The sequence below is a fragment of the Mesotoga sp. B105.6.4 genome (assembly GCF_002896535.1).
In the GTDB taxonomy this organism is placed as follows: domain Bacteria; phylum Thermotogota; class Thermotogae; order Petrotogales; family Kosmotogaceae; genus Mesotoga.
Genome location: NZ_JWIM01000066.1, coordinates 1 through 25,132 on the forward strand (window position 1 = coordinate 1; position 25,132 = coordinate 25,132).

A 25,132-nucleotide genomic window follows, 5' to 3' on the forward strand; every position below is an offset into this window, starting at 1 on the left:
GTTTCGTATCATCAGGTTTATACCAGTTCCACCTCTTCCTACAACTGTGGCACTGTGAACGATACCGATAAATATCAAATCGCCAATTGGTGGATAATTCACAGATAAGAACAGTCGTGTCTTGAACAGATGGCCAGTCAAAAGCAGATAGTATCTGATAAATCGCAGGAGCCTTCCGGTATTTTGCTGACGGCAGTGTTCGGCAAAGCCCGGGGGTTCTTGCGATTGTTTTGTGACGACTATTTCTGCTGTCTCTGAAGGAACTCTCTTTCTTGTTGCTGGTTATGCAATAAGTTTCTCCGGGGTTTACTGTTCAACAAGGACCAACCAAAAGCCGGATAAAACAATAGAACCATCGAGAGAAGGAGCGGGCTTTTTTGATGCCCATGATCCACAGCCGCAAAAAGATTAAAATTCAAGTTACCCGGTGAGGAATGCTGGTCCGTTTGCTCACCTCAGCAAGTCCTTAGGGCTAATGACAGAGTATAGTCAGTTCAGGTAACGACAGTCTATACTCGCCTGCACGGCTTGATCTGAGGATGAGTTGATCGTTGTCGATGTCCCTGCTGTCTCCGAACGTTACCTTTCTTTCCTATTAACTGACACTACACTCATCAGAACTTCGTTCTTGCAGCCAAACTACTTATCCACTATACTGCTTTCAGATGGTTGAGGAATCTCGACTGATAGACCAGATAAGAGAGTTCACCATTTCATCACAACGAGAAGTGGTTTCATCGAGCGATTTCACGTTCCTTCCACTTATTGATTTCTATAATTGTTTTAGTTTCATATGGAGGTGACAAGAATGAAAAAGATACTGGTTGTTTCGGTAATGGTATTGATCTTCGGGGTCGTCGCTACTGCAGCTCCAAATTTCGGAAACAGAGTAGATAAAGATATTCTGAAACTGCAGCGCCAGATTCAGATAGCAAATGTGCTAAACGCAGTTGAACTTTCTCCTGAGCAGCTTCAGGAGATTTACGATCTTGCGAAATCCACTCGCGAGGAACTCGAAGGCCTCAAAGAGAGGATTACTAATACTCTTGAGAGCACTCTCGAGGAGGCAATTTCAGGTGAAATTGCTCCTCTTCCAGAAAGAGAAGCTTTTGCGACTAGAACGCAATCCATAATGGAGAATTATCTAACAGGTTTAAAATCAATAATCTCTATCAAGCAGGGTGAAAATCTTGCCGAGTACTTGCAGCAACGGGTAGCTTCGAACCGCGTAGGCACAAGCAGAGTAAATGAAATGAGAGAAAGAATTGAGGAGAAGCTTCCCGATGTAGCGGAACAGATGAGACATCGTCTGGAGAATCTCCCGCCCGAAGCTCAGAAGCGATTGAAGAATCTTGATGTTCAGGAAAGAATGAAAGTTGTCAAAGAGCAGGTTTCTGAAAGAATTACCGACAGGAGACCTGAGACACTGCAGAATAATTTGCAGAACAGAATCACACCTCAAAGATTGGCCATGATTCTACTTTCTGACGAGGCACTTGAAGTAATGGAGAAGATGTTAGCCAAGTAGTTGTCTTCGAAAACCGCTTACTTAAGCCGGAGAGTGAACTTGACTCCGGCTTCTTGCTTTCTTGCAAATGAATGAGAAGGATAACGGCAGTTGGGCTGCCAGTAACACTTACAGTAGTCGGGTTCATTGCGATTAAGGCCGGCGTAGTGATTACTAGTTATCGGAGGCGAACATATTTGTAGTGAGATTACCGGCTCTTTGTAAACACCATAGCGCTCGTCAAGTATGCGAAGCCCTTCTGTCTGTTAAGAGTGAACGAAAAAAAAGGTATCGACCTCAAGCAAGAGATATTCTTCGGCTTGGACTATCATTGCAGTTCAATAATGTAAAGCTAATAAGTTTTCCGGTAATGATCCCTCTGTTCCTGAAATGCATCAGTTGTACTGTTTTGTCTTTTATTTAGGAAGTAGGCGAACCATCTGATTTCGGTGCTGTTATTCGTCCAACCATAGGAGCTGGTCCACTGATTGCGATAAATTTCACCTTGTCTCTTCGCGAAAGTCTTTTCTTGCTTCAGAATACTCAAGTCATAGTTGTTGACAACAACATTTTTCTCGGTAAAGATGGAATTCGTTTTCTTAGATAATCCCCTGCAAATAAACCTAACGAAACGCAGGCAGCTATAGTACGTCTGAAGTATTCAATGGTTGAGGTAATAAAATATGATTAATAACTTGTCTGGTGAGTAGACAACAAATCAAGTTGAGGTAGGTCAATTGGCTATGAAAGCAAGAAGACGAACCGCGACAGATGTAGTAAACAAGCTCAAGAAAATGATAGTCCTCGAGGATCTAGAGAGACTTCCGGGGGAACTCGAACTTACTGAACGATTGGGCGTAAGTCGAACCGTTGTGCGTGAAGCGCTCAGGGTTCTCGAATATGAAGGCATAACCAGAACCGTTCACGGAAGCGGAACTTTTGTTCTAAAGAGAACGAAGTTAAGAATTCAGTTCAATGTCAATTTTGAGATTGAGACAGACAGCGCAAGAGATATATTTGACTTGATAGAAGTCAGAAGCACTTTAGAGAAATCTGCGATAGCTCTCGCAATATCCAATTCAAGTCAGAGTGATATTGAAGAGTTTTCTCGCTGTATGGAAAAACTTCTAGAGGCTATAAGAGACAAGCATGACCTCGCAAATACAGACGCTGCCTTCCACAAGAAGATATTTGAGATCTCTCACAATCGATTCCTCAAGGAGGTTTTCGACGTGGTCTTTGATGGACTTGAGATCTTGTGGAAGTCGCCACTCGGATTGGATACTTTCGGAGATGCCGGACTGCCTCTTCATGAGGACCTCTATGAGGCAATAGCATCCAGAGATGTTAAGGGCGCACTGAGAGTCTACGATCAGATCATCGAGATTGACAAGAAGGACATAGTTGACCTAACTGGTTATGGTCGGGAACTGCTTCATAACTGCCAGGAAGTTGATAGGAGTGACTCATATGAAGATTGATGTACTGAAGATTCTTGAAAGAGATGACAAATGGTACTTAGGAGGGGGGAACAGGCTCCTATGGGCTCCTCCATTTCCGGTGTTTCTCGATAGTCCGGGAGCATGGGATTTTCTGAGTTACTTTGACATGAGAATTGATCCAGGTTATGCGATCAGCACAATGAAGAATGGAATCCCAATCGATTTCAGGTGCGTAGACAGGACATGGAACCCGGCGGTTCTTAAGAGCAGGTTTTCGGCTGAGAATATTGAGTTGATCGAAGAGAAAACTTTGCTAGAAGAGGACTTTCTTCTCTCAAAAGTAACGCTCAAGAACATGGGCGAGGAACTGATCGAGTTGGATGTTGTGGTTTGGACAGCCCAGCAGTGCTCTGAGAGTGATCTAGAGACAGATATAACGCATGCAGAACCTGCGAAAAACGGAATTCTCTTCGGAAAGAAACTCATCAAACCAAACAGAAGACCAATCGAGTCAGAGGTGATGTTAGTACTTGAAGCCATGGAGAACTACAACATCACCTTTTCAGAGAGAACGGCCAACATCCCGAATTTCAGATTGACTCCATTCTACGAGAAACTTAGCAAGAAAGGGCTCTTGGCCGGAATCGTTAATAATGGCATTAACAGAAACGGACTACTCTACATGGGCGTTCACAGAAGAATCACTATCGATCCGATGGACGAGTCTGTATTTGTCTGTGGTCTTGGTGCTGCGCAAAGTGGAGAAGAGGTTATTGAGAGAGGAGAAAGGCTGCTCAGTATAGATCCTGTTAAAAAGAGCACGGAAACCTGGGAACGGTATTTTGCATCGTTGCCTCAGTTTCGCGTTAGTGATCCATTCATGCAGACATATTACTACTACAGGTGGTATGGACTAAAACTGTTCACAAGCGAGGTTAGCGAGTCATTTATGAAGCATCCGGCAATTGCCGAAGGCCTCGACTACTTCAGAGCACTGATCACTTACAGCGCACAATGCCATATCCTGGAAACTCGCTGGTCCAACAGTCCGAGTATTGGTCAAGGGAGTCTGCTGAACTTCTTGGAGAATCAGAAAGAAGATGGGGCGTTCGTAGGTCATATCTATGTTAACCAGATTCAGGAGAACGGTTTCTACCACGCCGACTGGGGGAGGGCGATTCGGGATCTACATAGTGTTCACCCAGATATTGATTTCATAAGCAGGATTTATGAACCACTAAAGAAGTATCTAGCCTACTTCGATTCATCTAGAGATCAGGAGAACTCCGGACTCTATGATGTAGTCGATCAGTTCGAGACAGGACAGGAGTTTATGAGCAGATACACTGCCGTTGATCCAATGTCTGATAGGTACGGCTGGACAAATAATATAAGGCTTAAAGGCGTAGATGCAACAGTCTATGTATACAACCTCAAGAAGGCACTCTCCTGGATGGCGGGAATTCTCGGTCTTGATGAAGAAAGCAGCCGTTTCAAATTGAGCGCCGAGAAGACGAAGAAGGCCGTTCTTGAAACAATGTGGGATCCGGATTACGAAATCTTCTCAGATGTCAATCCAGCCAATTTCAAGAGAACCGGAGTGAAGGCAGCAGTATGCTTCTATCCCTATCTAACGGATATCGTAGATGAGTCTCACATTCCTGGTCTCAAGAAGCATCTGCTCAATCCAGCAGAGTTCTGGACCGAGTTCCCAGTACCAGCCACAAGTCTAGATGATCACTCCTTCAGTCAATGGGCCGAATGGAAAGGAAAAAGACACAACTGCCCCTGGAACGGAAGAGTATGGCCAATGACAAACAGCCATATCGTAGACGTTCTAGGAATATGTGCAAGAAGATTCAAAGACCCACTCCTTCGCGAAAAGACTGTTGAGATTATCGAGAAGTTCATCAAAATGATGTTCTTTGACGGTGATCCAAGAAGACCGAATTGCTTTGAACACTATAACCCTTTCAACGGAAGGCCGAGTATCTACAGAGGTGTCGATGATTACCAGCATTCATGGGTAATCGATCTTCTGATCAGATACGTTGTAGGCATTGATATCTCTGAGAATGGAATCGAATTTGATCCATTTCCCTTCGACCTTGATTTCGAGATCGATAATCTGGAGGTGGCAGGAAGGCAAGTTAGAGTTGTTTCGAATAGTGGCGCGGTTGAAGTTCAGCTTGCGGGAAAACAACTGTAATCAATTAATCGCCCGCATTCTAGCGGACAGGTAATCAAAATGGAGGTGGGAGTATGCAAAAGGTAAGATATCTGAAAGGTTCTCTTGTAATTGCTCTGATTTTGCTTTCTTCACTTGTACTGGGAGCAACCAAGCTCAGAGTCACGACCTGGGCAGGCGCTGAAGAAGCAGCTCTTGACGAGGCAATCATTGCCGAATTCATGAGGCTGAATCCGGAGTATGAGGTAGTCTACGAACCGGTTCCAGGCGACTATTACCAGAAAATCCTGACCGACATCGGAGCGGGAACTCCACCCGATGTCATTCTGCTTGATGCCGAGATGATTCCTGCATTTGTCGAAGGCAACTACTTGACAGACATCAATCCTTTCATCAGCAGGCTGAGCAGAGAAGGTGCAAGCGGCACCAACTTGGACGAGTATTTCCCAGTACTTGTCGACATCTTCAGATCAGGTAGGAGTCTGTACGCCCTTCCAAAGGACACGAGCCCAATTGGGATATTCTACAACAAGAAGGTCTTTGATGAACTTGGCGTGCCTTATCCTGCTCAAGATGGCTGGACAATGGAGGAATTTGCAGAGACCGCTCGTCTCTTGAGCAAGGACACTACTGGTGATGGAAAGAACGACGTTTGGGGCTTCGCTTTCCCGTCATGGGTCGGTGTTGTTGTACCACTCCTTTGGGCAGGCGGCGGAGAGGTCTTCAGCCCGGACTTCACTCAGACATCTGGTTATCTCAACAGCGATCTGAACGTGAATAATTACGGCTTCTACATCGACCTCCTCTCAAAGGGATATGCACCTTCTCCTCAGGAGGCTAGCTCTTTGGGCGGAACTTCTGCACTCTTCTATACAGGGAAAGTGGGGATGGTAATCACAGGTAGATGGTTCAACGTGTCAATCAGAGGTCAGATTGCCAAGGGGGCTGACCTGGTTGTTGGAGCTGCACCAATACCTTACGCAAGTCCTGAAAGCAAAGCAACCGTAACCTACGCTTCCGGTTGGGCGGTCCCTGTCAACGCTCCCGACAAAGCAGGCGCGACAAAGCTTGCTGCGTTTCTCTCAAGCGAATTTGCTCAAACCAAACGTTGTTTAGAAGGCGGACTGGCAATATCTGCAATAAAGGACATCGCAGAGCTACAGGCAGCTCAGGACGAACTCGACGCAGCTTTCATCAAAATGCTTGATTTTGCAAGAGTCCCGGTTGGTTCTCAGACGAAATACTATAGACCGCAGTTCGAAGACACATGGGCAGAGGCATTTGACAGGATGAACGTAGGTGGAGAGACCGTCAAGCAGGCAATGGATTGGGCTGCAGCAACAATGGACACGTATATCGAAAAGGGTGAAAACTAATTTCTTCATCTGAGGGGCAGTCTGCACTGCCCCTCGTTTTCCGGGAGGGATGACTTTGAGGCACTACAAGATCATTGTCGGGTTACTGGTGTTTGTTGGCCTTCTGATGATATCGGCATTTGCCATTTTGGGTTTCTATGCCAGAAATGCCCTCAATGACTTCTTGGTCGAGAGTGAGGCTTCTTTGCTAAGAAGCTTCAAACTCAACTACCAAAACCTGACGGCATACATCGACCTGGAGATGAATCCTTTGATTGAGAGGCCAGAATTAGTCACTGCCGTACTCGAGAGTTTTTCAGATGACGTTGTCTTTGCTGGCTTGTTCGATTACTCAGGCAACCTGATTGATGACTTTGGTTATTTTGCGCCGGATAGTCTATCTTCCTCTCTGTTTTTCGAAAATCTTACCTTTTCGATTGGATATCCGAAGACTGAGCTCGTCGTTTATGGTGATGAAACATACATTCAGACTGGGATACGCCTACTTGACGACAATATCCTTCTGGTTGTTCTCGACAGATTTGACGATCTTCTCGACAAAGCAAGTGAAACGTATGAAAGAGATTTCGTCGTTTACTTCGGTGACGAAAATGATTTCGCTGTTTCCAGAGATTCGCCCAGAATAGAAGACGACTTGATTCGTAGTCTCTTCAGAAAAACGATAAATAGCCAAAGACCAGAATCTGCGGAGATCTCATTTGAAGGAAGCAAAGCGTCGATAAACGCAATTGCGGTCTATGATTCCGACAACTGGGATGTAATTGGATTCTTCTCAACTCTCACAACCGATGCGGATTGGGAAGACAAATACACCTCTTTGTCGCTTTTTCTGTGGATCTCTGCTCTTGCTTCATTCGCTTTTGCCGTTTTCGTCTTGCTCTCATTCTACAGGAAGGCAGCATCCCACGCCGCTCTGAATAAGCGTACTCGTATGATATTTGGGCTGACAGCATATCTGCCTGCGATCGTACTGATCGCTTCATTCGCCTTCTTTGTCTTTGGTGAAGCTCTTGGAGAGATTAGCGAAGGCGTTGGGTTGAAGAGATCAAAGGCCTGGTTCAATGATGTTGAACATTTAGTATTGAAGGGGGACGAAGGATTCTTCGTTGATTTCGTTGACACATCGAGACGAAGTACGGGAGCAAACTTCATTGTCCAGCACGAAGGCGAAGTGGTCGCCTCTAATCTGACTGCCAGAAGAATCTCGAATCTCGAGATAGACACATCTTCTCAAGTAAATGGAATAGAAACCGGTTCTGCGAAAGTCAATGATGTGATTCACACATATGCAAGCCGGAATATTGGCGGATACGATTTCACTGTGTTGTTCGAGGAGACTCATAGAGAAAACTCTATCTTGTCTATTCAGTTTTTCTCCATAGGGGCAATTCTAGTACTTCTGGTAATGGTAATAGTAAGCGTCTTTATAGTGACAAACATTGAGTCTCACAAACTGATAAGACGAACTTTCATTGGTTATGGTTTTCTACTGCCGGCTCTTGTCCACCTTATCTGGTGGGCGGTCGGTCCTATGGGTTTTGCGCTGTTCCTCGCGTTCAGAAGATGGAGTATCGTTGATGCAGCTAAGCCGTTTGTTGGACTCGAGAACTTCATTGAGCTCTTCGGAGATCTGAAGTTCTGGAATGCAATGAAGAATACGGCAGTTTATTCGATTTACGTTCCAATAGGGATGTTCATTTCTCTCCTCCTGGCAATTGCCGTAAACAAGCTGGGAAAGCTATCTATTGTCTTGAGAGTTCTCTACTATCTTCCCGTTGTAACTGCAGGGGTCGCAACTACAATCGTGTGGCGCTGGATTTTCAATCGAGACTTCGGGGTCCTGAATTTCATTCTTGGCCTTGTCGGAATAAAGCCAATAGCCTGGCTTGAATCACCTCAGTTCGCACTGATATCAATGATGATAATCGGTATTTGGTCTGCTATTGGCAGTCAACTACTCATATTCCTGGCTGGGCTCCAGGGCATTCCAAAGGACTTCTATGACGCGGCTGCAGTTGATGGAGCGAGCAAACCAAGAATTTTTTGGAAGATAACGCTCCCACTGCTCAAACCGACGAGTCTCTTCGTTCTTGTGACCAGCGTCATTGGGTCATTCCAGGTCTTCACTCCAATTTATGTCTTGACCCAGGGAGGACCTCTTAGGTCAACAGATGTCGTCTTCTATCATATCTGGCAGTCTGCCTGGGTGGATATGAGAATGGGGTACGCCGCAGCACAATCGTGGATCTTGTTCCTGTTGCTGGCCGCGCTGACTCTGGTGGAGTTCAAGCTCTTTGGCAAAGAGAGCTGGCAGGCTTACTTCTAGAGAGGAGATGATGAGATGAATAACAGATTCTTCCCGATTTTCGTCAAAGTAATAATTATGGCTTTGCTAATTCTTCTCGGACTATCCACACTACTTCCTTATATTCTCATGATCTCTTTCTCATTCATGGCAGAGTTTGAAATGTACAGACTTCCACCAAAGCTGATCCCGGATGTTCTTCGTTGGGAGAACTACGTGGAAATGTGGCAATCGCAACCATGGGGAAGATATATCTTCAACACTTTATTCATAACAATTGCAGTGCTTATTGGCCAGATAATCCTGGTAGCGATGGGCGGTTACGCTCTCTCTCGCTTACACTTCCCGGGTCGAGATTTCATGTTTAAACTATTCATTACTTTCATGCTTCTCCCTGGAGTTGTTACTCTCATTCCGGGATTCATCATCCTGCACTCGATGAACTGGGTTGATACCTATTGGGCGATGATAGTTCCAGCGCTTGGAAATATCTGGGGAATGTTCCTCATGAGACAGTATATGCTTAGCCTTCCAAGCAGCATAGAAGATGCCGCGAGAATAGATGGAGCGTCTTCCTGGCAGATATTCTGGAAAGTAATCATGCCTCTTTGCAAACCGGTGATTGCAACAGTTGGGACCTTCACTTTTCTTTCACAGTGGAGATCTTTCTTCTGGCCATTGATAGTTACGAGAAGCAAAGAGATGCGAGTTATTGAAGTCGGCGTAGCGATGTTCTCCTCTCAATACGTAACAAACTACCCTGCACAGATGGCCGCTGCAGCTCTTTCGTCTATTCCGATGATATTGGTCTATATTTTCGCCCAGAAATGGATCGTTCAGGGAATAAGACTTACATCGGGCTACGACAAGTAGCCAGTCGCTGGCAGAATAGAAGAAAGGGGTGATCAACTTGTCATTCTTTGGTGACATATGTGAGATCAAAAACGAATGCTCACGATCGATTTCTGCGGAGAATCCCGACGGAAGTGTTTCCGGAGGAGCTCTTGAACGTCCTGAAGGGAAGGGGCCTGCAAGAAAGCTGGGACAGGGGTGGAAAGTCAGACCTTGTATCGAGCTTCCAGCAACGGGAAGAGTCGAACTGGCAAGAATTGAGGGACCCGGTACTATAAGGCACATCTGGATAACCGTTGACAGTAACGCATACAGAAGCTGCCTGATAAGGTTCTACTGGGATGGGGAACAATCTCCTTCAGTTGAAGCTCCGCTAGGAGACTTCTTTGGTTGCACTCACGGATTGAGATACAATATTAACTCGCTTCCTGTGGCGGTAAATCCATCAGGCGGATTCAACTGCTACTGGCCGATGCCTTTCGAAAACTGCGCGAGAATTGAAGTCGAGAACCTCTCTCCAAAGCCTTTTCAAAACTTTTTCTATCAGATTGACTACTCACTGGGGAGTATACCTGAATCAGCCGCATACTTCCATGCAGAATGGAGAAGATCGATGACCACTCGAGAGTGTCCGGAACACGTAATCCTGGACTGTGTTAGCGGCATAGGTCATTATGTGGGCACGGTTGCCTCCTGGACTCAGTTCTCAAATGGCTGGTGGGGAGAGGGAGAAGTCAAGTTCTTCATTGACGGTGAAGAAGACCCAAGTATCTGTACAACGGGAACCGAAGATTACTTTGGAGGTGCATGGTGTTTTGGTGAGTCCTTCTCCGCTCCTTTCTGCGGTTACCCCCTATGGAAAAGAGATGAGGGACAGGTTCCCAGGCACGGCCTCTATCGCTGGCATATTCCTGATCCCATACGGTTCAACAACTCAATCAGAGTAACAGTGCAAGCGCTTGGCTGGTATCCCGACGGGGCATTCCAGCCCTTGACGGACGATATTGCCACAGTAGCTTACTGGTATCAAAGGGAGCCTCACTTGGACTTTTCAAAGAGATATTCTCAGGATGAACTGTGGTCGAGGTAAGAAACTGCAGATGATCTGTGTCATTGAAGAGAAAGTGAACCACCTCGCTGAGATTATTCAGAAAGCTGGATACCAAACCAGTGCGAGAGTTGATTGCGATAAGAATGAACTGATAATGCTGAACAACATCGTACCGGATCTGAAATCTCTATTGCCCTCAATAGGCGCCAAACCCATAATTCTGATAGGAAAGGCCGTCAGAATGATTGAAACGATTGGGGTAGAGGATGCCGGCACTATTGAAGAGCGAAGAGTGTTTATGGACAGCTCCCCGTGGGACAAAAGGGGATTTCAATGCTATAAGAACCACCCTCTATTTGAAGGATTGTTTGGAGGCTTCTACAGCACCCATCTCAACGGCCTTGAAAAGATACCGAATGTCTTCTACTATCTTGGCAGTAGAGCAAAGGTAGTGGCCGTTGAGAAAAGATATATAAGCTATATTAGGGAGAGAAAACTGATTTGGCTTCATGATATTGGAGGCTTTCCAGTTCTCTCTATAGGAGGTTATCTTTCATTTGAGGAACCCGATAATCCGTATAATGCCGAAGCACGAAGGTTCATCGAGAACAGCATCCTCTGGCTGCTTTCTCCTAACAGACAAGGCAAATACTGGATAGAATCGGACTCGGTATTTGTTCAGACTTCAGAGACTTCAGATCAAAGACTTCCATCAGTCTTGTCAGTGACTAACTGGCCAGTTCCGTCTATGGAAATCGAAAACGCAAGAGGTTACATCAATTCCACAGGCCGACGCATTCTTGCAAATCTCTCTGTCCATAGAATTGAAGAAGTGTGGGTGCATCCCTTCCGAATCTTTAGATCCATGGAGTTCTCTATAGATGGAGAACACTTGTCAGAAGCGCTCAATAGGGTTCTCTACACACCCGAAAGAGTCGTATATAAGCTTTGCTGCGGAGAGATAACTGTCTTCTGTAGTCTAGAGAACCCCTATCTGTTCTTGCAGTTCGATTTCTACGACTACATAGAACACAGCATTGATATTCGTATCGAATCTGATCTCAGGATAATGTGGCCAATGGATGATGCTTTCAATGGAGAAAAACGGTTCACCAAACTTGATAACGGGTTCATTCTTAAGACCGAGGACGGCCAGATCAAGAGCCTGTTCATCTTCTCGAGTCCATCATCACTATCTTTGGATAGGATTGACAAAGAGATCTCAGTGACGATTGGTAGCAAAGTGACAGGAACGGCCGTGCTCTCGGTGATCTCATGTATCGAAGACGAAGAGCTCCCGAAGCAAATCGATATGCAAGATGAGATACTCAAGGCCAACGAATTCTACCTGAAGTACCTCGAGAAGGGGCGGATCATAACAGATGACTCAAGACTCAATGAGGCTCTTGACATGGCAAGAATTGGAGCAATCAAGTTCAGAGTGACCGTACCGAATCTTGGAACTGGCCTTGTAGCTGGATATGCTTCAAGTAGACCGGGCTGGTTCAGTGCGAGGCCCGGCTACGCCTGGTACTTCGGCCGAGACAGCCTCTGGTGCTCACTGGCATTTCTCGACAGTGGAGACTTCACCACCGTCAAAGAGAATCTAGAACTTCTAATGAAATTCCAGAGAATCGATGGAAAGATCTATCATGAACTCACTACCAGCAATGTTGTTCACTATGACGCTGCCGACTCCACTCCCCTCTATCTTTACGCGATGTATAGGTACTGCTTGCAGAGCGGCGACATAGAATTCGCAAGGAAAAACTGGGGCAGAATAGAGAAAGCTCTAGACTACTGCTCAGAAACCGATTCAGATGGTGACGGTCTTATTGAAAACACTATTGCTGGCCACGGCTGGGTCGAAGGGGGAAAACTGTACGGCGCAAAGGCCTCATTCTATTTGAACTGCATATGGATTGCAGCTCTCAGGGGCATAGAAATGCTTTCCAGTTATCTTGGAGAGGAAAGGGTTAAGTCTCATTTGTCAAATCTACAAGAACGATGCTTGATTGGCCTCGAAAAACTATACGATCCTGAGACGGGTTTTGTCCTGGGAATAGATGAAGCGGGAAAGCAAATGAAATTCAGAACGATTATGTCTTCAATGGGTTTGATCTTCAACTGTGTGCCTCACGAAAGAATCTCCGCCCAGATCGAAGATCTGGCTAGTGATGACTTTTCCACTGACTGGGGGGTAAGAATAATAGGAAAGAGCTCAGGGATATTCAATCCCAAAGGCTATCACGAGGGAAGCGTCTGGCCTCTATTTACCGGTTGGGCTGCTTTGGCTCAGTTCAGACTTGGGGCGGATCTTGACGCTCACAATCACATGCTTGCCAATCTATACACAAATAAGGACTTTTCATCAGGGTATATCCCGGAAGTTCTTCATGGAAATACCTACGAACTTTCCGGGATATGTCCTCATCAGGCCTGGTCTGAAACAATGGGATTTCAACCATTCTACGAAGGTGTGCTTGGCTTCGCTCCAAACATGATCGAGGGTATCATTGACTTTCAGCCTTCAATACCGGTGAACCTCAGGAGAGTAGAAGCTCCCTGTCTAGCATTGGGGAGCAACTGTCTGGCGTTGTCATATGAATGTACGACACTGATTAGTGACTGGATAGAAGTGACACAGCACTTTAGAATACATATGGAGAAGGAATTGTCTGTACGTTTCACACCGTGGATACCCAAACAATCAAGTGATGTTGGGATTTCTGTCAACAACGAACCGCTTCATGTAAGAACCCTCGACGGAATCACATCAAAGAGAGTTGAACTTGACACAAGTATATCGGGAAAGAAGCTGGACATTTTTATTACTTATACAGCCCCGTTCTTGATCCTTCCAGTTGAACCACAGCTCACCAAAGGCAAAAAGAGTTCACAACCCAGGATAATATCAATTAGGAGAATATCGGAATCTGACTGCTGGCAGCTGATTGTTAGATCACCGGGAAAGATTACTTCCATTCCTATTATGGTATCCAGGAAGATCGAAGCCGAGAACGCCGATATTATGGGCAACGAACTCATCGTGAAGGGTAATAAGAGCAATTCATACAAAACGGTGACTGTTCTTCTAAAGGCTTATTCACGAAATGCTTAGACTGTACCGTGAAAAGGCGACAACTGTAGATTCACCTCTGCTGAGAAAGAGAAGTCTGATAGTATGTAGTTGTGGCGTCGACAAGAAATCGACTATTTGCTGAAGTCTGCAGTGTTTTCAATTCATTTAATTCCCCACTAGATTTTCTTTTGGCGCATAGCCAGATACAATTTGCTTGATCATAGTTCTGAGATCTACCCGACAAGACGTTCTCGAATTGATGCACTCACTTGTTTGGCGTTGCTGTAGTTAGAATTTGGCCTGTGAAGTGAAGAGAGGCACTTCGTGAGTTGGCAACTGCCTCTTCCACAGGTTTGGCCTATCTCAGTACAAGCACTTCATGGAGGTGGAAACACAATGAAACTTAAACTGTTTTTCTTTGCCCTTTTCCTATCAATTGTACTTTCTTGACAACCTCATGCATCTTCAGGAGTAATCAACCACCTTTGATCGAGAAAGAATCCTCCGGACCTTCTGGCGACACTCTTGATGTCTGCATTACATTTGAGTGGATCGGTTATGACGACGATGGCAACGTCTCTGTGCATCAGTATAGGGCAGACGGCGGAGAATGGGTTGATCACGGTACAAAGACCAGTTATACATGGTGCGGTTATAAAGAAGGTGATCATACTTCTAGGCTAGGACCAAAGACGACAAAGGACTCGCTTCTGAACCGATAATCTGGACTTTCACTTTCCTCTCATTTGAATCCTATTTGGGAGACTTCGTCTTTGTGAGTGGGGGTTCTTTCACCATGGGAGATACCTGGGGAGACGGGTTCAACATGGAGAAACCAACCCATCAGGTCGAACTCACGTACGGTTTTTTTGTTGGGAAGCATCCAGTCACTTTCAACGAGTACAATGAGTTCTGTGTAGATAAGGGAGCCGTAATCCCCTCCGATGAAGGCTGGGGAATGGGCAGCAGGCCCGTAATCAATGTGCCATGGTGGATGGCAATAGAATACTGCAACTGGTTGAGTGAAAAGGATGGCCTGCCTCCTGCCTACATAAGACATTGCGAAGTCAACGAAGGTCAGTTGCTTGATTCTGAAGGAAAGCTAACAACGGACATTACAGAAGTACTGGGATACAGATTGTTGACAGAAGCCGAGTGGGAATATGTCGCACGGGGAGGCAAACACAACTCCGAATACAAGTGGTCTGGAAGCGACAATCCTTCACTGGTAGCCTGGTACGATTACAACTCCAACGATAAGACCCACCCGGTTGGCCAGCTCGAACCAAACGCTCTTGGTGTTTATGACATGAGCGGTACGTATTCGAGTGGTGCACCGACTTCTACTCTGAATATACCGCTTCTCAAAAAACAAATCCGTACGTTTCCAGCGGAACTCACCGGATTTGTCGAGGCGGTTGCTGGGCCTTCCCCGAAGAGAATATCCGTGTATCTTATCGGTTTGCTGCCCTTCCCACGGATTTCGCAAGCTTAGCCGGGTTCAGAATCGGTAGAATCGCTCAGTAGCGATACTTCTGAACTCACATTAGAAGATGATAGAGTAAAGAGAAACAATATGATGAGTATAATATGTTCTCAATCGATTACCGAAAGAAAAGGGGGTTAGGAAGAAATGAAGAGACTCTTGATACTACTGCTGATATTTGTGTTTGCAGTGATGCTTGCAGGGTGTAAGAAGCCCAGGGAAAACCAGCCGCCAGTTCTCCAGAAGATCGGTGGATCTGAAGGAGTAATAGATCATTCAGATAATATTCTCGAGTGGAGCGCATCGGATCCAGACGGCACGATTGCGAAGTACTACGTCAACGTCGATGAAGCAGGTTGGGATGACTATGGACTTGAAACAGAATACGTCTGGAATGATTACGGAACCGGGGTTCATTCATTTGAAGTGAAGGCCGAAGACAACGAAGGTACATTCTCAAATATCATCTCCTGGAATTTCGTTGCAATTGAAGAGATGATATTAGTTGAAGGCGGAAAGTTCACAATGGGAGACTCTTGGGGAGACGGATACGAGAATGAATTACCCCTCCACGAAGTAACTATAGATTACGACTACTTCATCGGGAAGTATGAGGTCACCTTTGATGAATTCGATGCTTTCTGCGACGACTTGGGCAGAACAAAACCCAAAGATTTCTCCTGGGGCAGAGAAAGGAGACCAGTGATTTCCGTTTCCTGGTATGACGCAATTGCCTACTGCAACTGGTTAAGCGACAAGGCGGGACTGGCAAGAGCGTATGACGACAACGGTAATCTGCTCGATCTTTCAGGCGGCATGGCAGATGACCCGTCTGAGGTAATTGGATTCCGCTTGCCCACGGAAGCTGAGTGGGAATTCGCCGCAAGAGGCGGAGATTCAGAGTCATTGTTTAAGTACTCGGGAAGCAACGACCCGGATGAAGTCGCATGGTACCGAGAGAATGCTCACAATGACATTGTGGATAGTATCTCAACATGGCCCGTCGGAGAGAAGGAGCCCAATGGGTTGGGAATACACGACATGAGTGGCAATGTGTTCGAGTGGTGTACTGAACCCTTCCAGGAATACACTGCTGACTCAACTACAAATCCCTACGTCCCAATAAACGGAAGCACGGACTTCATAATTAGAGGAGGCAGCTACTTCAATATTGCAAGACTTTTAAGGGTTCCTTATCGAGAGGAAGTAAGTGGGGAAATTGGAATATATGTTGTTGGTTTCAGGATCGTAAGAACCGACAAGTAACAAAGAAGCCCTCTGCGATCTATTCTCAACACAAGGCATCCGAATTTACAAATCAGCCAAAGGCGTTGCTCGCTTACCATGAGATTTTGAAATGGTAGGCAGCTATAATTCCCTGCTTCATGGGCATACTCTTGAAGAAGGTGGAATTATTGTGAAATGACATTGGGTCTTTAGTCTCAACAGAAGTCGGTAAGGCTTCAGGAGAAATTCATGACTCTTATTTCTTATTGGTTATTTCTCAAGAACGTCAGCTTCTTGACTTGGGGGACTTGGAATATCAGTTGATGGATTCACATCTCGTGGTTGGCAGAGCGATACGAACCCACGAACTTGAAGTAGCTGCAACGGTCACTGATTGCCTTGATTCCCTCTTTCACTCGTTTGTCAGCTGCCGTTCCTTCAAAGTCTACAAAGAATATATAGTGCCACATCTCCCTCTTGAAAGGCCTTGATTCGATTTTCGTCAGATTCAGATTGCGATCTGACAACTCTCCGAGGACACTGAACAAGGCTCCGGGCTTATGTTCCGTCGTGAATATAATAGATGTCTTGCATTTTCCAATACATGGCATGGACTCTCTACCCATTAAGAAGAATCTGGTTGTATTTGTATCGAGATCTTCAAAATTCCTCCTTAAGATATCAAGCCCATATGTTTTGGCCGCGAGTTCGCTAGCAATTGCAGCTGTTGACTCCATCTCGCAAACCGCCAGGTCCCTCGCTGCGCCAGCAGTGTCATAGTATTCTTTCGCCATAAGGCCCTCTTTTTCCAGGTGTTCCGAGCACTGTGCCAACGCCTGATGGTGAGAAATCACGTATTTTATGTCACAAATCGCTTTACCCTTGGGAGCCATAAGGCAGTGCTCAATTCGAAGCATAACCTCTGCCTGGACAAGAAGATCACTATCCATCAAAGCATCGTAGGCGGGAATCACTGTACCAGCCAGAGAGTTTTCCACGGGGAGAATTGCGTAGTCTGCTTTTCCATCCTGGAACAAGATTCAGCATCTCCTGGAACGACCTACACGGAATTGTGACAGGGGATTCTCCTAGAAGCTTTCTTATAGCCTGTTCTGAATAAGCACCGTGTTCACCTTGAAAAGCAACAACTTTCCCGTTCAAATAATCTCCCCACCCTTTCAGAAACTGCTTGGATCAATAGCGGTCAGTCCTTTCATCAGATCTGATCCGGACTCTGGCCCTAATAATATGCCGCTTACGAGAGACAACCATATAATTAGCTATGCATCTGAATTATAGCTTACCACAATGATGTCGATAACGACCGCTCCGGAAATCAGGACCGTCCACGACCGATAAGGAATAGCCAATTCAGTTGACCTGAGTCTTGGAGAGAATATCTGCAACTCAATGCGTCTAAACGCGAAAATGAATACAAGAAATAACTCCGGATTATGTGGAAAAAACTGCAGGTCCCAATTTCAGGACCTGTTCTAGGAAATCGCGCAATGTCCGTTTGGAATCTGACGATACTCAAATAGTCTTCGGCCTCAAAATCATCTAGTCTGAGTTTCTATTGCTCTCGACCGCTTTCAAGGCGCCGATCGGCGAATCTCTGCATTGCCCTGGAAAAAAACTCTGAAAGGCCGTCACCGAATTTATCTATGTTCACTTTGAACCGCTCATCTATCACGTACATCTGTCCCAAGGCGGCAAACGACTCAATGGTGTAGTAATGTCCAAAGCTTTCGTTGAACGTATTATACATCTTCTCGATTGCTTCCTGGGCGCGGGCTAAATCGGGATCTTCGTCCCTAATCTCCGCTAGCCCTCTAAATAGCTCATCTAGTGTCTTCTCCATGTCATTCCTCTCCCGATCGCTCTTCGATGCGATAAAATCGTTGCTTTTTTCGACTGTCTCGTCACCCCAAAGTTGTCTAGCTTCTTCTTCATATGGGTTGTAAGAGAAATCAAATCCTTTGAACTTTTCTCTTTGACTCATCGAATCTTCCCCTCTCATAGTTTTGAGCGTCCTTTCCAGTGTGATTAGCATAGCTTCGATTCTCTCTTTCTCAAGAATCAAGTTCTTCTTCTGAAGTTCTAAGGCCTTCTCTCTATCGAACCTTGGATTGCTAGAAGCTTCTCGATCCTCTCCAGAGAAAAGCTACACTGTTTGAAAAAGAGAATCTGCTGAAGTTTATCTAGATCTCCTTCGGAATACTCCCTGTATCCATTTGCCAAATTGCGCTTAGGACTTAGAAGTCCTATCTTGTCATAGTGCTGAAGCGCCCGAACGGAGAGACGGGTGAGCTCTGCAACTCCCTTCACATTGATGTGATCCTTCCAACATTCATCAAATATTATTACCGTGCGTTACAGTCAAGGGCGCATCTTCTGATCAGTGTAGAACGATGTTAGCTCAGCCAGAGCGAATGCTTCCCCTATCTCATTCGAGTCAAACCACACAGTTATGGACATAACTTGTATCACTTTCAGGGGGTAAAGCCAAAGCAATTAACAGTTGATTACTCCGATCTGTTACTTGCCCAAACAATTTCGTCCATTATACAGTCAGATAAGCGGGAGAATCTATGTCCCGTTTTCTGTATCTTATACAGGTATAATGTGATTAGCATAAAGTGATGTGAAAACAGACCATTCATAGAGCTCATAATCGTACTTGGTATGACCACTTCCATTTGCAACACCAGGTAGTTCACATGGGGGATTCGAAGATGGATCTTAAGAAGTTACTTACCCTGCTGTCTGTGGTTGTGTTCTTGTTCGCTTTCTTAGGCGCAGGATCGACTCCGGCAACGAACAACTGCGACGAAGCAAGGGAAATCGCACGACAGGCGTATATTTTCGCTTATCCAATGCTTGAGAATTTCCGAACAATGACTCTGCAGGCCGTGATACCAGATGCGTTCAACCGGTTCAAGCATAGCAAAGGGTTGCTTGGACCTGAATTCAGAGAGATTGTCCGCCCGAACAACGATACAGTGTTCTCGGCTGCATGGCTTGATTTGAGAGCTGAACCAATCATAATTCAGATACCTGCTATTTGCGAAAGATACTACTCCTTACAGTTTGTCGACATGTATACTCATAACTTCGCATATGCAGGAACGAGAACCACCGGTTGCGGGGCAAGGACTTTCTTGATCACCGGTCCGAAGTCATTAGTAGAAGTTCCCGAGAGCATTGATGAAGTATTCACCAGCGAAGGAAACTTTGTCTTGTGTCTAGCAAGGATTTCAATAAACCCAGAGATATCCGGTGAGCTTGATGCAATACGCAAAATTCAAAAAAGCTTTCTAATCCAGCCCCTGAGTTCCTTTCTTGGTTATGAAGCCCCTAAATCTGTAAGAACAGACACTTTTCCGGTCTTCAGACAGGAACGAGCCGAGTCGGCCGGTTTTATCTACTATCTGAACTTCCTTCTAGGCCAGCTAGAAATTCATCCATCTGAGAAAGCCTTGATCGAAAGATTCAGCCTTATTGGAATCGGACCGAATCTTCCGTTTGACGAAGCAGATCTTGATTCCGAAATACGGGTTGCAATTGAGCAAGGGATTGAAGATGCCATGGAAGTTATTCTCAGACCGGGTGAACTGCTGGGAACTACTAAGAATGGCTGGAGTCTCACAAAGCGAGTCTTCGGTAATCGAAACCAGATGCAGGGTAAGTATGAGATTCGAGCTTCGGCCGCTTACATGGGTCTCTATGGTAGCGATCTTGAGGAAACCTACTATCCAATAAGTTATGCAGATGCCGATGGAGAATCTTATGATGGCTCAAGGTACAATTACCTGATCCATTTTGAAAGCAACGAAATTCCACCCGTTGGACCGGGTGGATTCTGGTCCATCACAATCTACGATGAAGACCAGTTCATGGTGCCTAATCCAATTAACAGATACTCAATAGGTGATCGGTCGAGATTGTCATACAACGATGACGGGTCTCTTGACATCTATATCCAGCATGATTCGCCAGGCCCTGATCTCGGAAGCAACTGGCTCCCCGCGCCCAATGGACCTTTTTCTTTGTCCTTGAGAATGTACCTGCCTTCACCAAGAGCCCTTGATCCTCTATACTGTCCTCCTGGAGTAATAAAGTCAGAATATAGGGAATGAATGCCAGCCCGACTATCATAATTAGCTTTTGCTATTAAGTGAGCCAATCTCTGAGTTGAGACCGTACAAACGCAGTAATGATTTTTCGGAGCGTTAAACTAAATAGAATTATACGTGCTATCATTAATCAGTATGCTTCTAACATCTTATGTAGCGTTTTCAAAGCCCCGGGGCGAGTCAATTGGATAGAGCTGGACTTTGCATAGGCTCAAGTACTATTTCCTGGTATGATGGTCAAACTCCCAGAAGGCTTTTGCATGAAGGAAATCCGCTAAGAGTACTCAAAAGCTTTCTTCCAGAAATCCTTGAAAGAGGAGTAGTCGTAGTAACTGGAAAGAAAGGAAGAAGGCTGTTGAATCTTCCGCAAATCCCCGAAGTTGAAGCCACTGAATTTGCCTACAAAGAACTGAAAAGCAAGTACGGAGATCATGAGGCAATTGTGAGCGTGGGCGGAGAGAATTTCACGCTGTATAAGCTAAACGATAAGGGAAACATCACAGCCGTCTTCACAGGAAGCAAATGCGCTTCAGGAACTGGAGAGTTCTTTCTCCAGCAACTAAAGCGAATGGATGTCGAACTGGATACAGCAAACGCAGTGGAAACAAACGAGATTTACGAGCTTTCTTCCAGGTGTACCGTGTTTTGCAAGAGCGATTGTACTCATGCTCTTAACAAGGGAACACCTAAAGAATCGGTTCTCAATGGTCTTGGAAAGGTCATGTCCGACAAGATCGGTGAGCTCATGCACAGGGCTGGTGTAAAGAAGATACTTCTAGTTGGTGGAGTAACAAAAAACCGGCTTGTGCTGAATCACTTGAAAGAAATCGCGGAAATTACCATACCTGATGAGGCTCTCTTCTTTGAGGCCTTCGGCGCTTATCTACATGCCAGTGCTCTCGAAGAAATCGAGATAGATAAAGAGACTGTCTTCAAGGAAGGTATAATGACTTTCCCCAAGAATGAGCCCCTTTCAAAGTTTGTAGACATGGTCGATTTCAAGGAGATGCCTTTCGAGACAGCTGAAGACGGTGATTCTTGCATTCTCGGTATAGACGTTGGCTCAACTACAACCAAGGCGGTTGTTATGAGAACCAAGGACAATACCATTCTTGCTAGTTCATATCTCAGGACTATGGGAGATCCAATAAACGCTACACGCCAGTGTCTTGAAGAGATTCGTGCTTCGCTCGATGTTCCTGTCGAAATAATTGGTCTCGGGGTTACAGGTTCTGGAAGAAAGATAGTTGGCCTTTTCTGCGAGACGAGTGCTGTTTACAATGAGATCATGGCTCACGCAAGGGCTGCCTCATTCTTTGATAGAGAAGTCGACACGATATTTGAGATTGGCGGTCAGGATGCCAAATACACTTTCTTATCCAATGGCGTTGCCCTGGATTATGCAATGAACGAAGCCTGTTCTGCTGGTACAGGCTCATTTCTCGAAGAATCCGCAAAGGAATCTCTGAACATAGATTACAGAGAGATTGGAGACTATGCGCTTAAAGGTCAATCTCCGCCAAACTTCAGCGATCAGTGTGCGGCCTTTATCAGCAGCGATATAAAGACTGCGATCAACGAAGGCATCTCCAGAGAAGATATCTGCGCCGGCTTGGTTTACTCTATCTGTCTGAACTACACAAACAGAGTGAAAGCCATGAGACCGGTTGGGAAAAAGGTCTTTATGCAGGGAGGCGTATGTCTCAATCGTGCTGTCCCCGTGGCAATGGCGGCAGTTACTGGAAAGGAGATAATCGTTCCACCTCATCCCGGACTCATGGGCGCATTTGGTGTATCACTCATGGTTAAGGAAAAGCTTGAACAAGGCCAATTGGAAGAAGAACGCTTTGAGCTGGTTGACTTGATCTCAAAAGAAGTGCGCTATCTCAATACCTTCATTTGTGACGGTGGGGCAGAGAAATGCGACAGAAAGTGTCCGATCCGCATAATTGAAGTTGGAGGGAAGAAGTTTCCCTTCGGCGGTGCTTGCAACAAGTATGAAAATGTTCGTCTTAACCTTCCGATAAACAGAAACGAATACATATATACTACCGATAGAGAGAAGATAGTCTTTGAACGGTCAGACGAAAAGGGCATCGAGACTATAGGAATCAGCAAGTCTCTCTCTATGAATACTCTCTTCCCTCTCTTCTCAAATTTCTTCAGAAGTCTAGGGTTTAAAATCGTCGTACCGGAAAAGTCCGACCCCAGAGGCTGGGATAGAAAGAAATCGGAATTCTGTTTTCCAGTCGAACTGTCACATGGTTATATGTATGATCTTTTGGAGATGAATCCCGACTATTTCTTCATTCCAGCAGTCAAGGGTTTAGAGGTTGCGAACTCCGTTGAAAACTCGGTGTTCTGCCCATTTGTGCAGAGCGAACCGGACTGGCTAATGGGGAGTTTTGAGGAGCTCGGGTCGAAAAGAATTTTGACAGATTTCTTCGATTTTTCGCAGGGCTTCGAAAAAGAGAAAGAGAAGTTCGTCTTACTTGCGAAGTCACTGGGAAGGAACCGCGAAGAAGCTTTGACCGCTTTTTCCAATGGAGTAAAATCCTACGAAGATAGCGTTATAAGGATAAAGGAGATCGGGAACAGGTTTCTTGAAAACGTCGCGAGATCGGATTTCGGTGTCGTGATCTTCGGCCGATCATACAATGCCTTTTCCAGTGACGCCAACATGGGAATCCCGGAAAAACTTGCTTCACGCGGAATTCCTGTAGTGACTTTTGACGCTCTCCCTTATGAAAACGAAAGGTCACATGAGAAAATGTACTGGGCATGGGGTGAGATGAACCTAAAGGCGGCCAGATATGTAAAAAATAATCCAAAGCTCTTCGCACTCTACATAACCAACTTCAGCTGCGGACCTGACTCATTTTTGATCTCCTTCTTTAGAGACATTATGGGGAAAAAGCCATCCCTGATTCTGGAACTGGATAGTCATACATCGGATGCCGGAGTGGAGACCAGGATCGAAGCCTTCGCCGATGTAGTTAGAAGCTCCATAGAAAGGAAGACGGAGCCAGTAGAAAGCAAACGGGCGAAGAGACCGAAACTGATAACGAATAACGGGACATTCAGCATAGAGTTGCAGGACGGAAGACACATTCCCATTACAGATCCTTCGGTCAAAGTAATCGTCCCTACCATGGGCGAGTTTGCAGCTCAGCTCATGGCTGCTGCCTTCGAAAAGGTCGGCATCAACACTCACGTTCTCCCGAGACCGACAGAATTAGAGTTTCAGCTGGGAAAATCCAACTCATTATCCAAGGAATGTTTGCCTTTTCACCTGACTCTAGGAAGCCTTATTCGCTACCTTGAGGAAAACAAGGACGACAAAAGCGTAATAATGTACTTCATGCCTGATACTCGCGGCCCCTGCCGATTTGGTCAGTACAGTACTTACATAGATCTTTGGCTGGACAAGAACAATGCGAGCAATGTTCTACTGTTCTCCCTCAATTCTGAGAACGGTTATGCGGGCATGGGCCTGCAAACTAAACTGAGAATATGGACAAGCATGATCATGGCTGACGAGTTCTGTAATGTTGAAAATGCCCTTCTTACGCTAGCCTCAAATAGAGACGAGGCTATCGAAGCATCTAGAGAAGCTCGCGAGATTCTTCGTGAGAGCTTGAGACGCGATTCATATGGTGAAGTAATCAGAAAATTGGAGACAATCTGCGAGAAGATCTCAAGGATCCCTCTAAAGAGCGATTTCGAAACGACACCAAAAGTTCTGCTTTCAGGGGAGATATACGTTAGAAACGACGAGTTCTCCAGAAAATCACTCGAGTTGTTCTTTGCAGATAATGGAATAATTATGCATGCTTCACCAATTGAAGAGTGGATCTACTATCTGGACTACATATTGCTGAAGAAATATGTACCAACAGAGCTTGGACCGTTGAAGAGAGGGTTGAAACATGTTGAAATTGTTGTAAAGCGATCTATAGAAAAGCGAGTCAAAAAAGTCCTCGAAACAAGCGGGCTTTACAGAGCGCACTTAGTTGATATTGAAGGTATGGTAGATGTCTCAAAGGACTTTCTGAACCCCAAGCTTACAGGAGAAGCAGTCCTCACTCTAGGAGCCGTCTTGTTCGAATCGATAGACAGATATGACGGAGTCATTTCTATAGGCCCATTTGGATGTATGCCGACCAGGATTGCAGAAGCCATTGCAGAAAGAGGACTAGATCACCAAAGGAGAAACTCGAACAAGCTCAAAAGAGAGGTCTTTGATCTTGCCGGCAATATCCCGACACTCTTCTTTGAGTCTGACGGAAACCCATTCACTCCGACCGTCGAAAGCAGACTTGAGTCCTTCGTGGTTCAAGTGAAGAGGGTGAAATCGTTATTGCTTCGACTGAGGGAAGAAAAAGCCTCAACCCCAGATTAGACAGAGGATTCTTGGAGCAAGCAACTGCGATAAACGAAGACCTGTGAAGTACACAGAATCCGGCTCCCAAAATCCTTT

Annotated in this window: 14 protein-coding genes and 3 pseudogenes; 14 read left to right on the forward strand and 3 right to left on the reverse strand. The window is 45.5% G+C overall.

Features of this window, described 5'->3' with window-relative positions:
• The first annotated feature begins 808 nt into the window (after window positions 1–808).
• The 12 genes and pseudogenes from RJ60_RS12100 (at window position 809) to RJ60_RS12150 (ending at window position 16,555) form a co-directional block, all read left to right on the forward strand.
• On the forward strand, window positions 809–1,528 hold the full coding sequence (locus RJ60_RS12100) for a hypothetical protein (protein ID WP_099828436.1): 720 nt from the start codon (window positions 809–811) through the stop codon (window positions 1,526–1,528).
• 722 nt (window positions 1,529–2,250) lie between these two features.
• Window positions 2,251–2,988, forward strand: coding sequence for a FadR/GntR family transcriptional regulator (locus tag RJ60_RS12105; protein ID WP_180979948.1), 738 nt, complete (start codon window positions 2,251–2,253; stop codon window positions 2,986–2,988).
• Complete coding sequence (locus tag RJ60_RS12110; protein WP_103134858.1) at window positions 2,978–5,158, forward strand: hypothetical protein; 2,181 nt, start codon at window positions 2,978–2,980, stop codon at window positions 5,156–5,158. The genes RJ60_RS12105 and RJ60_RS12110 overlap by 11 nt, the downstream gene beginning before the upstream one ends.
• Before the next feature lie 53 nt (window positions 5,159–5,211).
• Entirely contained in the window at window positions 5,212–6,513 is a 1,302-nt protein-coding gene (locus tag RJ60_RS12115; RefSeq protein WP_099828439.1) for a sugar ABC transporter substrate-binding protein, read from the forward strand.
• 55 nt (window positions 6,514–6,568) lie between these two features.
• Window positions 6,569–8,839 (forward strand): carbohydrate ABC transporter permease, encoded by a 2,271-nt coding sequence (locus RJ60_RS12120; protein ID WP_165775306.1) that lies wholly within the window; start codon window positions 6,569–6,571, stop codon window positions 8,837–8,839.
• Window positions 8,840–8,854: 15 nt separating this feature from the next.
• Window positions 8,855–9,691, forward strand: a complete 837-nt coding sequence (locus RJ60_RS12125; RefSeq protein ID WP_099828441.1) for a carbohydrate ABC transporter permease — start codon at window positions 8,855–8,857, stop codon at window positions 9,689–9,691.
• Between the two features lie 37 nt (window positions 9,692–9,728).
• A complete protein-coding gene (locus RJ60_RS12130; protein ID WP_207759723.1) occupies window positions 9,729–10,760 on the forward strand; it encodes a glycoside hydrolase family 172 protein in 1,032 nt (343 codons plus the stop codon).
• A 10-nt stretch (window positions 10,761–10,770) separates the two neighbouring features.
• A complete protein-coding gene (locus RJ60_RS12135) occupies window positions 10,771–13,842 on the forward strand; it encodes an amylo-alpha-1,6-glucosidase (protein WP_180979949.1) in 3,072 nt (1,023 codons plus the stop codon).
• Window positions 13,843–14,288: 446 nt separating this feature from the next.
• The gene (locus RJ60_RS12140; RefSeq protein WP_103134859.1) at window positions 14,289–14,525 is read left to right on the forward strand and encodes a hypothetical protein; all 237 of its coding nucleotides are present in this window, start codon (window positions 14,289–14,291) and stop codon (window positions 14,523–14,525) included.
• Between the two features lie 53 nt (window positions 14,526–14,578).
• A pseudogene (locus RJ60_RS12145) lies at window positions 14,579–15,109 on the forward strand (formylglycine-generating enzyme family protein); the annotation flags it as partial.
• Between the two features lie 74 nt (window positions 15,110–15,183).
• Window positions 15,184–15,330, forward strand: a pseudogene (locus RJ60_RS16570) (formylglycine-generating enzyme family protein); the annotation flags it as partial.
• Between the two features lie 106 nt (window positions 15,331–15,436).
• Entirely contained in the window at window positions 15,437–16,555 is a 1,119-nt protein-coding gene (locus tag RJ60_RS12150; protein ID WP_103134861.1) for an SUMF1/EgtB/PvdO family nonheme iron enzyme, read from the forward strand.
• A gap of 290 nt (window positions 16,556–16,845) precedes the next feature.
• Here RJ60_RS12150 and RJ60_RS12155 read toward each other — a convergent pair whose 3' ends face one another.
• The 3 genes and pseudogenes from RJ60_RS12155 to RJ60_RS16575 all read right to left on the reverse strand — a co-directional run bounded on the left by RJ60_RS12155 (window position 16,846) and on the right by RJ60_RS16575 (window position 18,850).
• Window positions 16,846–17,553 (reverse strand): prephenate dehydratase domain-containing protein, encoded by a 708-nt coding sequence (locus tag RJ60_RS12155; protein WP_258006307.1) that lies wholly within the window; start codon window positions 17,551–17,553, stop codon window positions 16,846–16,848.
• On the reverse strand, window positions 17,459–17,677 hold the full coding sequence (locus tag RJ60_RS16305; RefSeq protein WP_258006308.1) for a prephenate dehydratase domain-containing protein: 219 nt from the start codon (window positions 17,675–17,677) through the stop codon (window positions 17,459–17,461). Before RJ60_RS16305 ends, RJ60_RS12155 begins: the two co-directional genes overlap by 95 nt.
• 412 nt (window positions 17,678–18,089) lie before the next feature.
• A pseudogene (locus RJ60_RS16575) lies at window positions 18,090–18,850 on the reverse strand (MerR family transcriptional regulator).
• Between the two features lie 401 nt (window positions 18,851–19,251).
• On the opposite strand from RJ60_RS16575, the gene RJ60_RS12165 reads away from it, so the two are divergent.
• Together RJ60_RS12165 and RJ60_RS12170 are read left to right on the forward strand one after the other, a co-directional pair.
• Window positions 19,252–20,655: a DUF1254 domain-containing protein gene (locus RJ60_RS12165; RefSeq protein ID WP_103134862.1), complete on the forward strand. Its 1,404-nt coding sequence runs from the start codon at window positions 19,252–19,254 to the stop codon at window positions 20,653–20,655.
• A gap of 181 nt (window positions 20,656–20,836) precedes the next feature.
• Entirely contained in the window at window positions 20,837–25,054 is a 4,218-nt protein-coding gene (locus tag RJ60_RS12170; RefSeq protein WP_103134863.1) for an acyl-CoA dehydratase activase, read from the forward strand.
• Window positions 25,055–25,132 lie beyond the last annotated feature (78 nt).

Coding starts and splice junctions, on each gene's coding strand:
- RJ60_RS12105 (WP_180979948.1), top strand. CDS start 2,251: ATGAAAGCAAGAAGACGAACCGCGACAGATGTAGTAAACAAGCTCAAG.
- RJ60_RS12165 (WP_103134862.1), top strand. CDS start 19,252: ATGGATCTTAAGAAGTTACTTACCCTGCTGTCTGTGGTTGTGTTCTTG.
- RJ60_RS12150 (WP_103134861.1), top strand. CDS start 15,437: ATGAAGAGACTCTTGATACTACTGCTGATATTTGTGTTTGCAGTGATG.
- RJ60_RS12135 (WP_180979949.1), top strand. CDS start 10,771: ATGATCTGTGTCATTGAAGAGAAAGTGAACCACCTCGCTGAGATTATT.
- RJ60_RS12115 (WP_099828439.1), top strand. CDS start 5,212: ATGCAAAAGGTAAGATATCTGAAAGGTTCTCTTGTAATTGCTCTGATT.
- RJ60_RS12100 (WP_099828436.1), top strand. CDS start 809: ATGAAAAAGATACTGGTTGTTTCGGTAATGGTATTGATCTTCGGGGTC.
- RJ60_RS12125 (WP_099828441.1), top strand. CDS start 8,855: ATGAATAACAGATTCTTCCCGATTTTCGTCAAAGTAATAATTATGGCT.
- RJ60_RS12110 (WP_103134858.1), top strand. CDS start 2,978: ATGAAGATTGATGTACTGAAGATTCTTGAAAGAGATGACAAATGGTAC.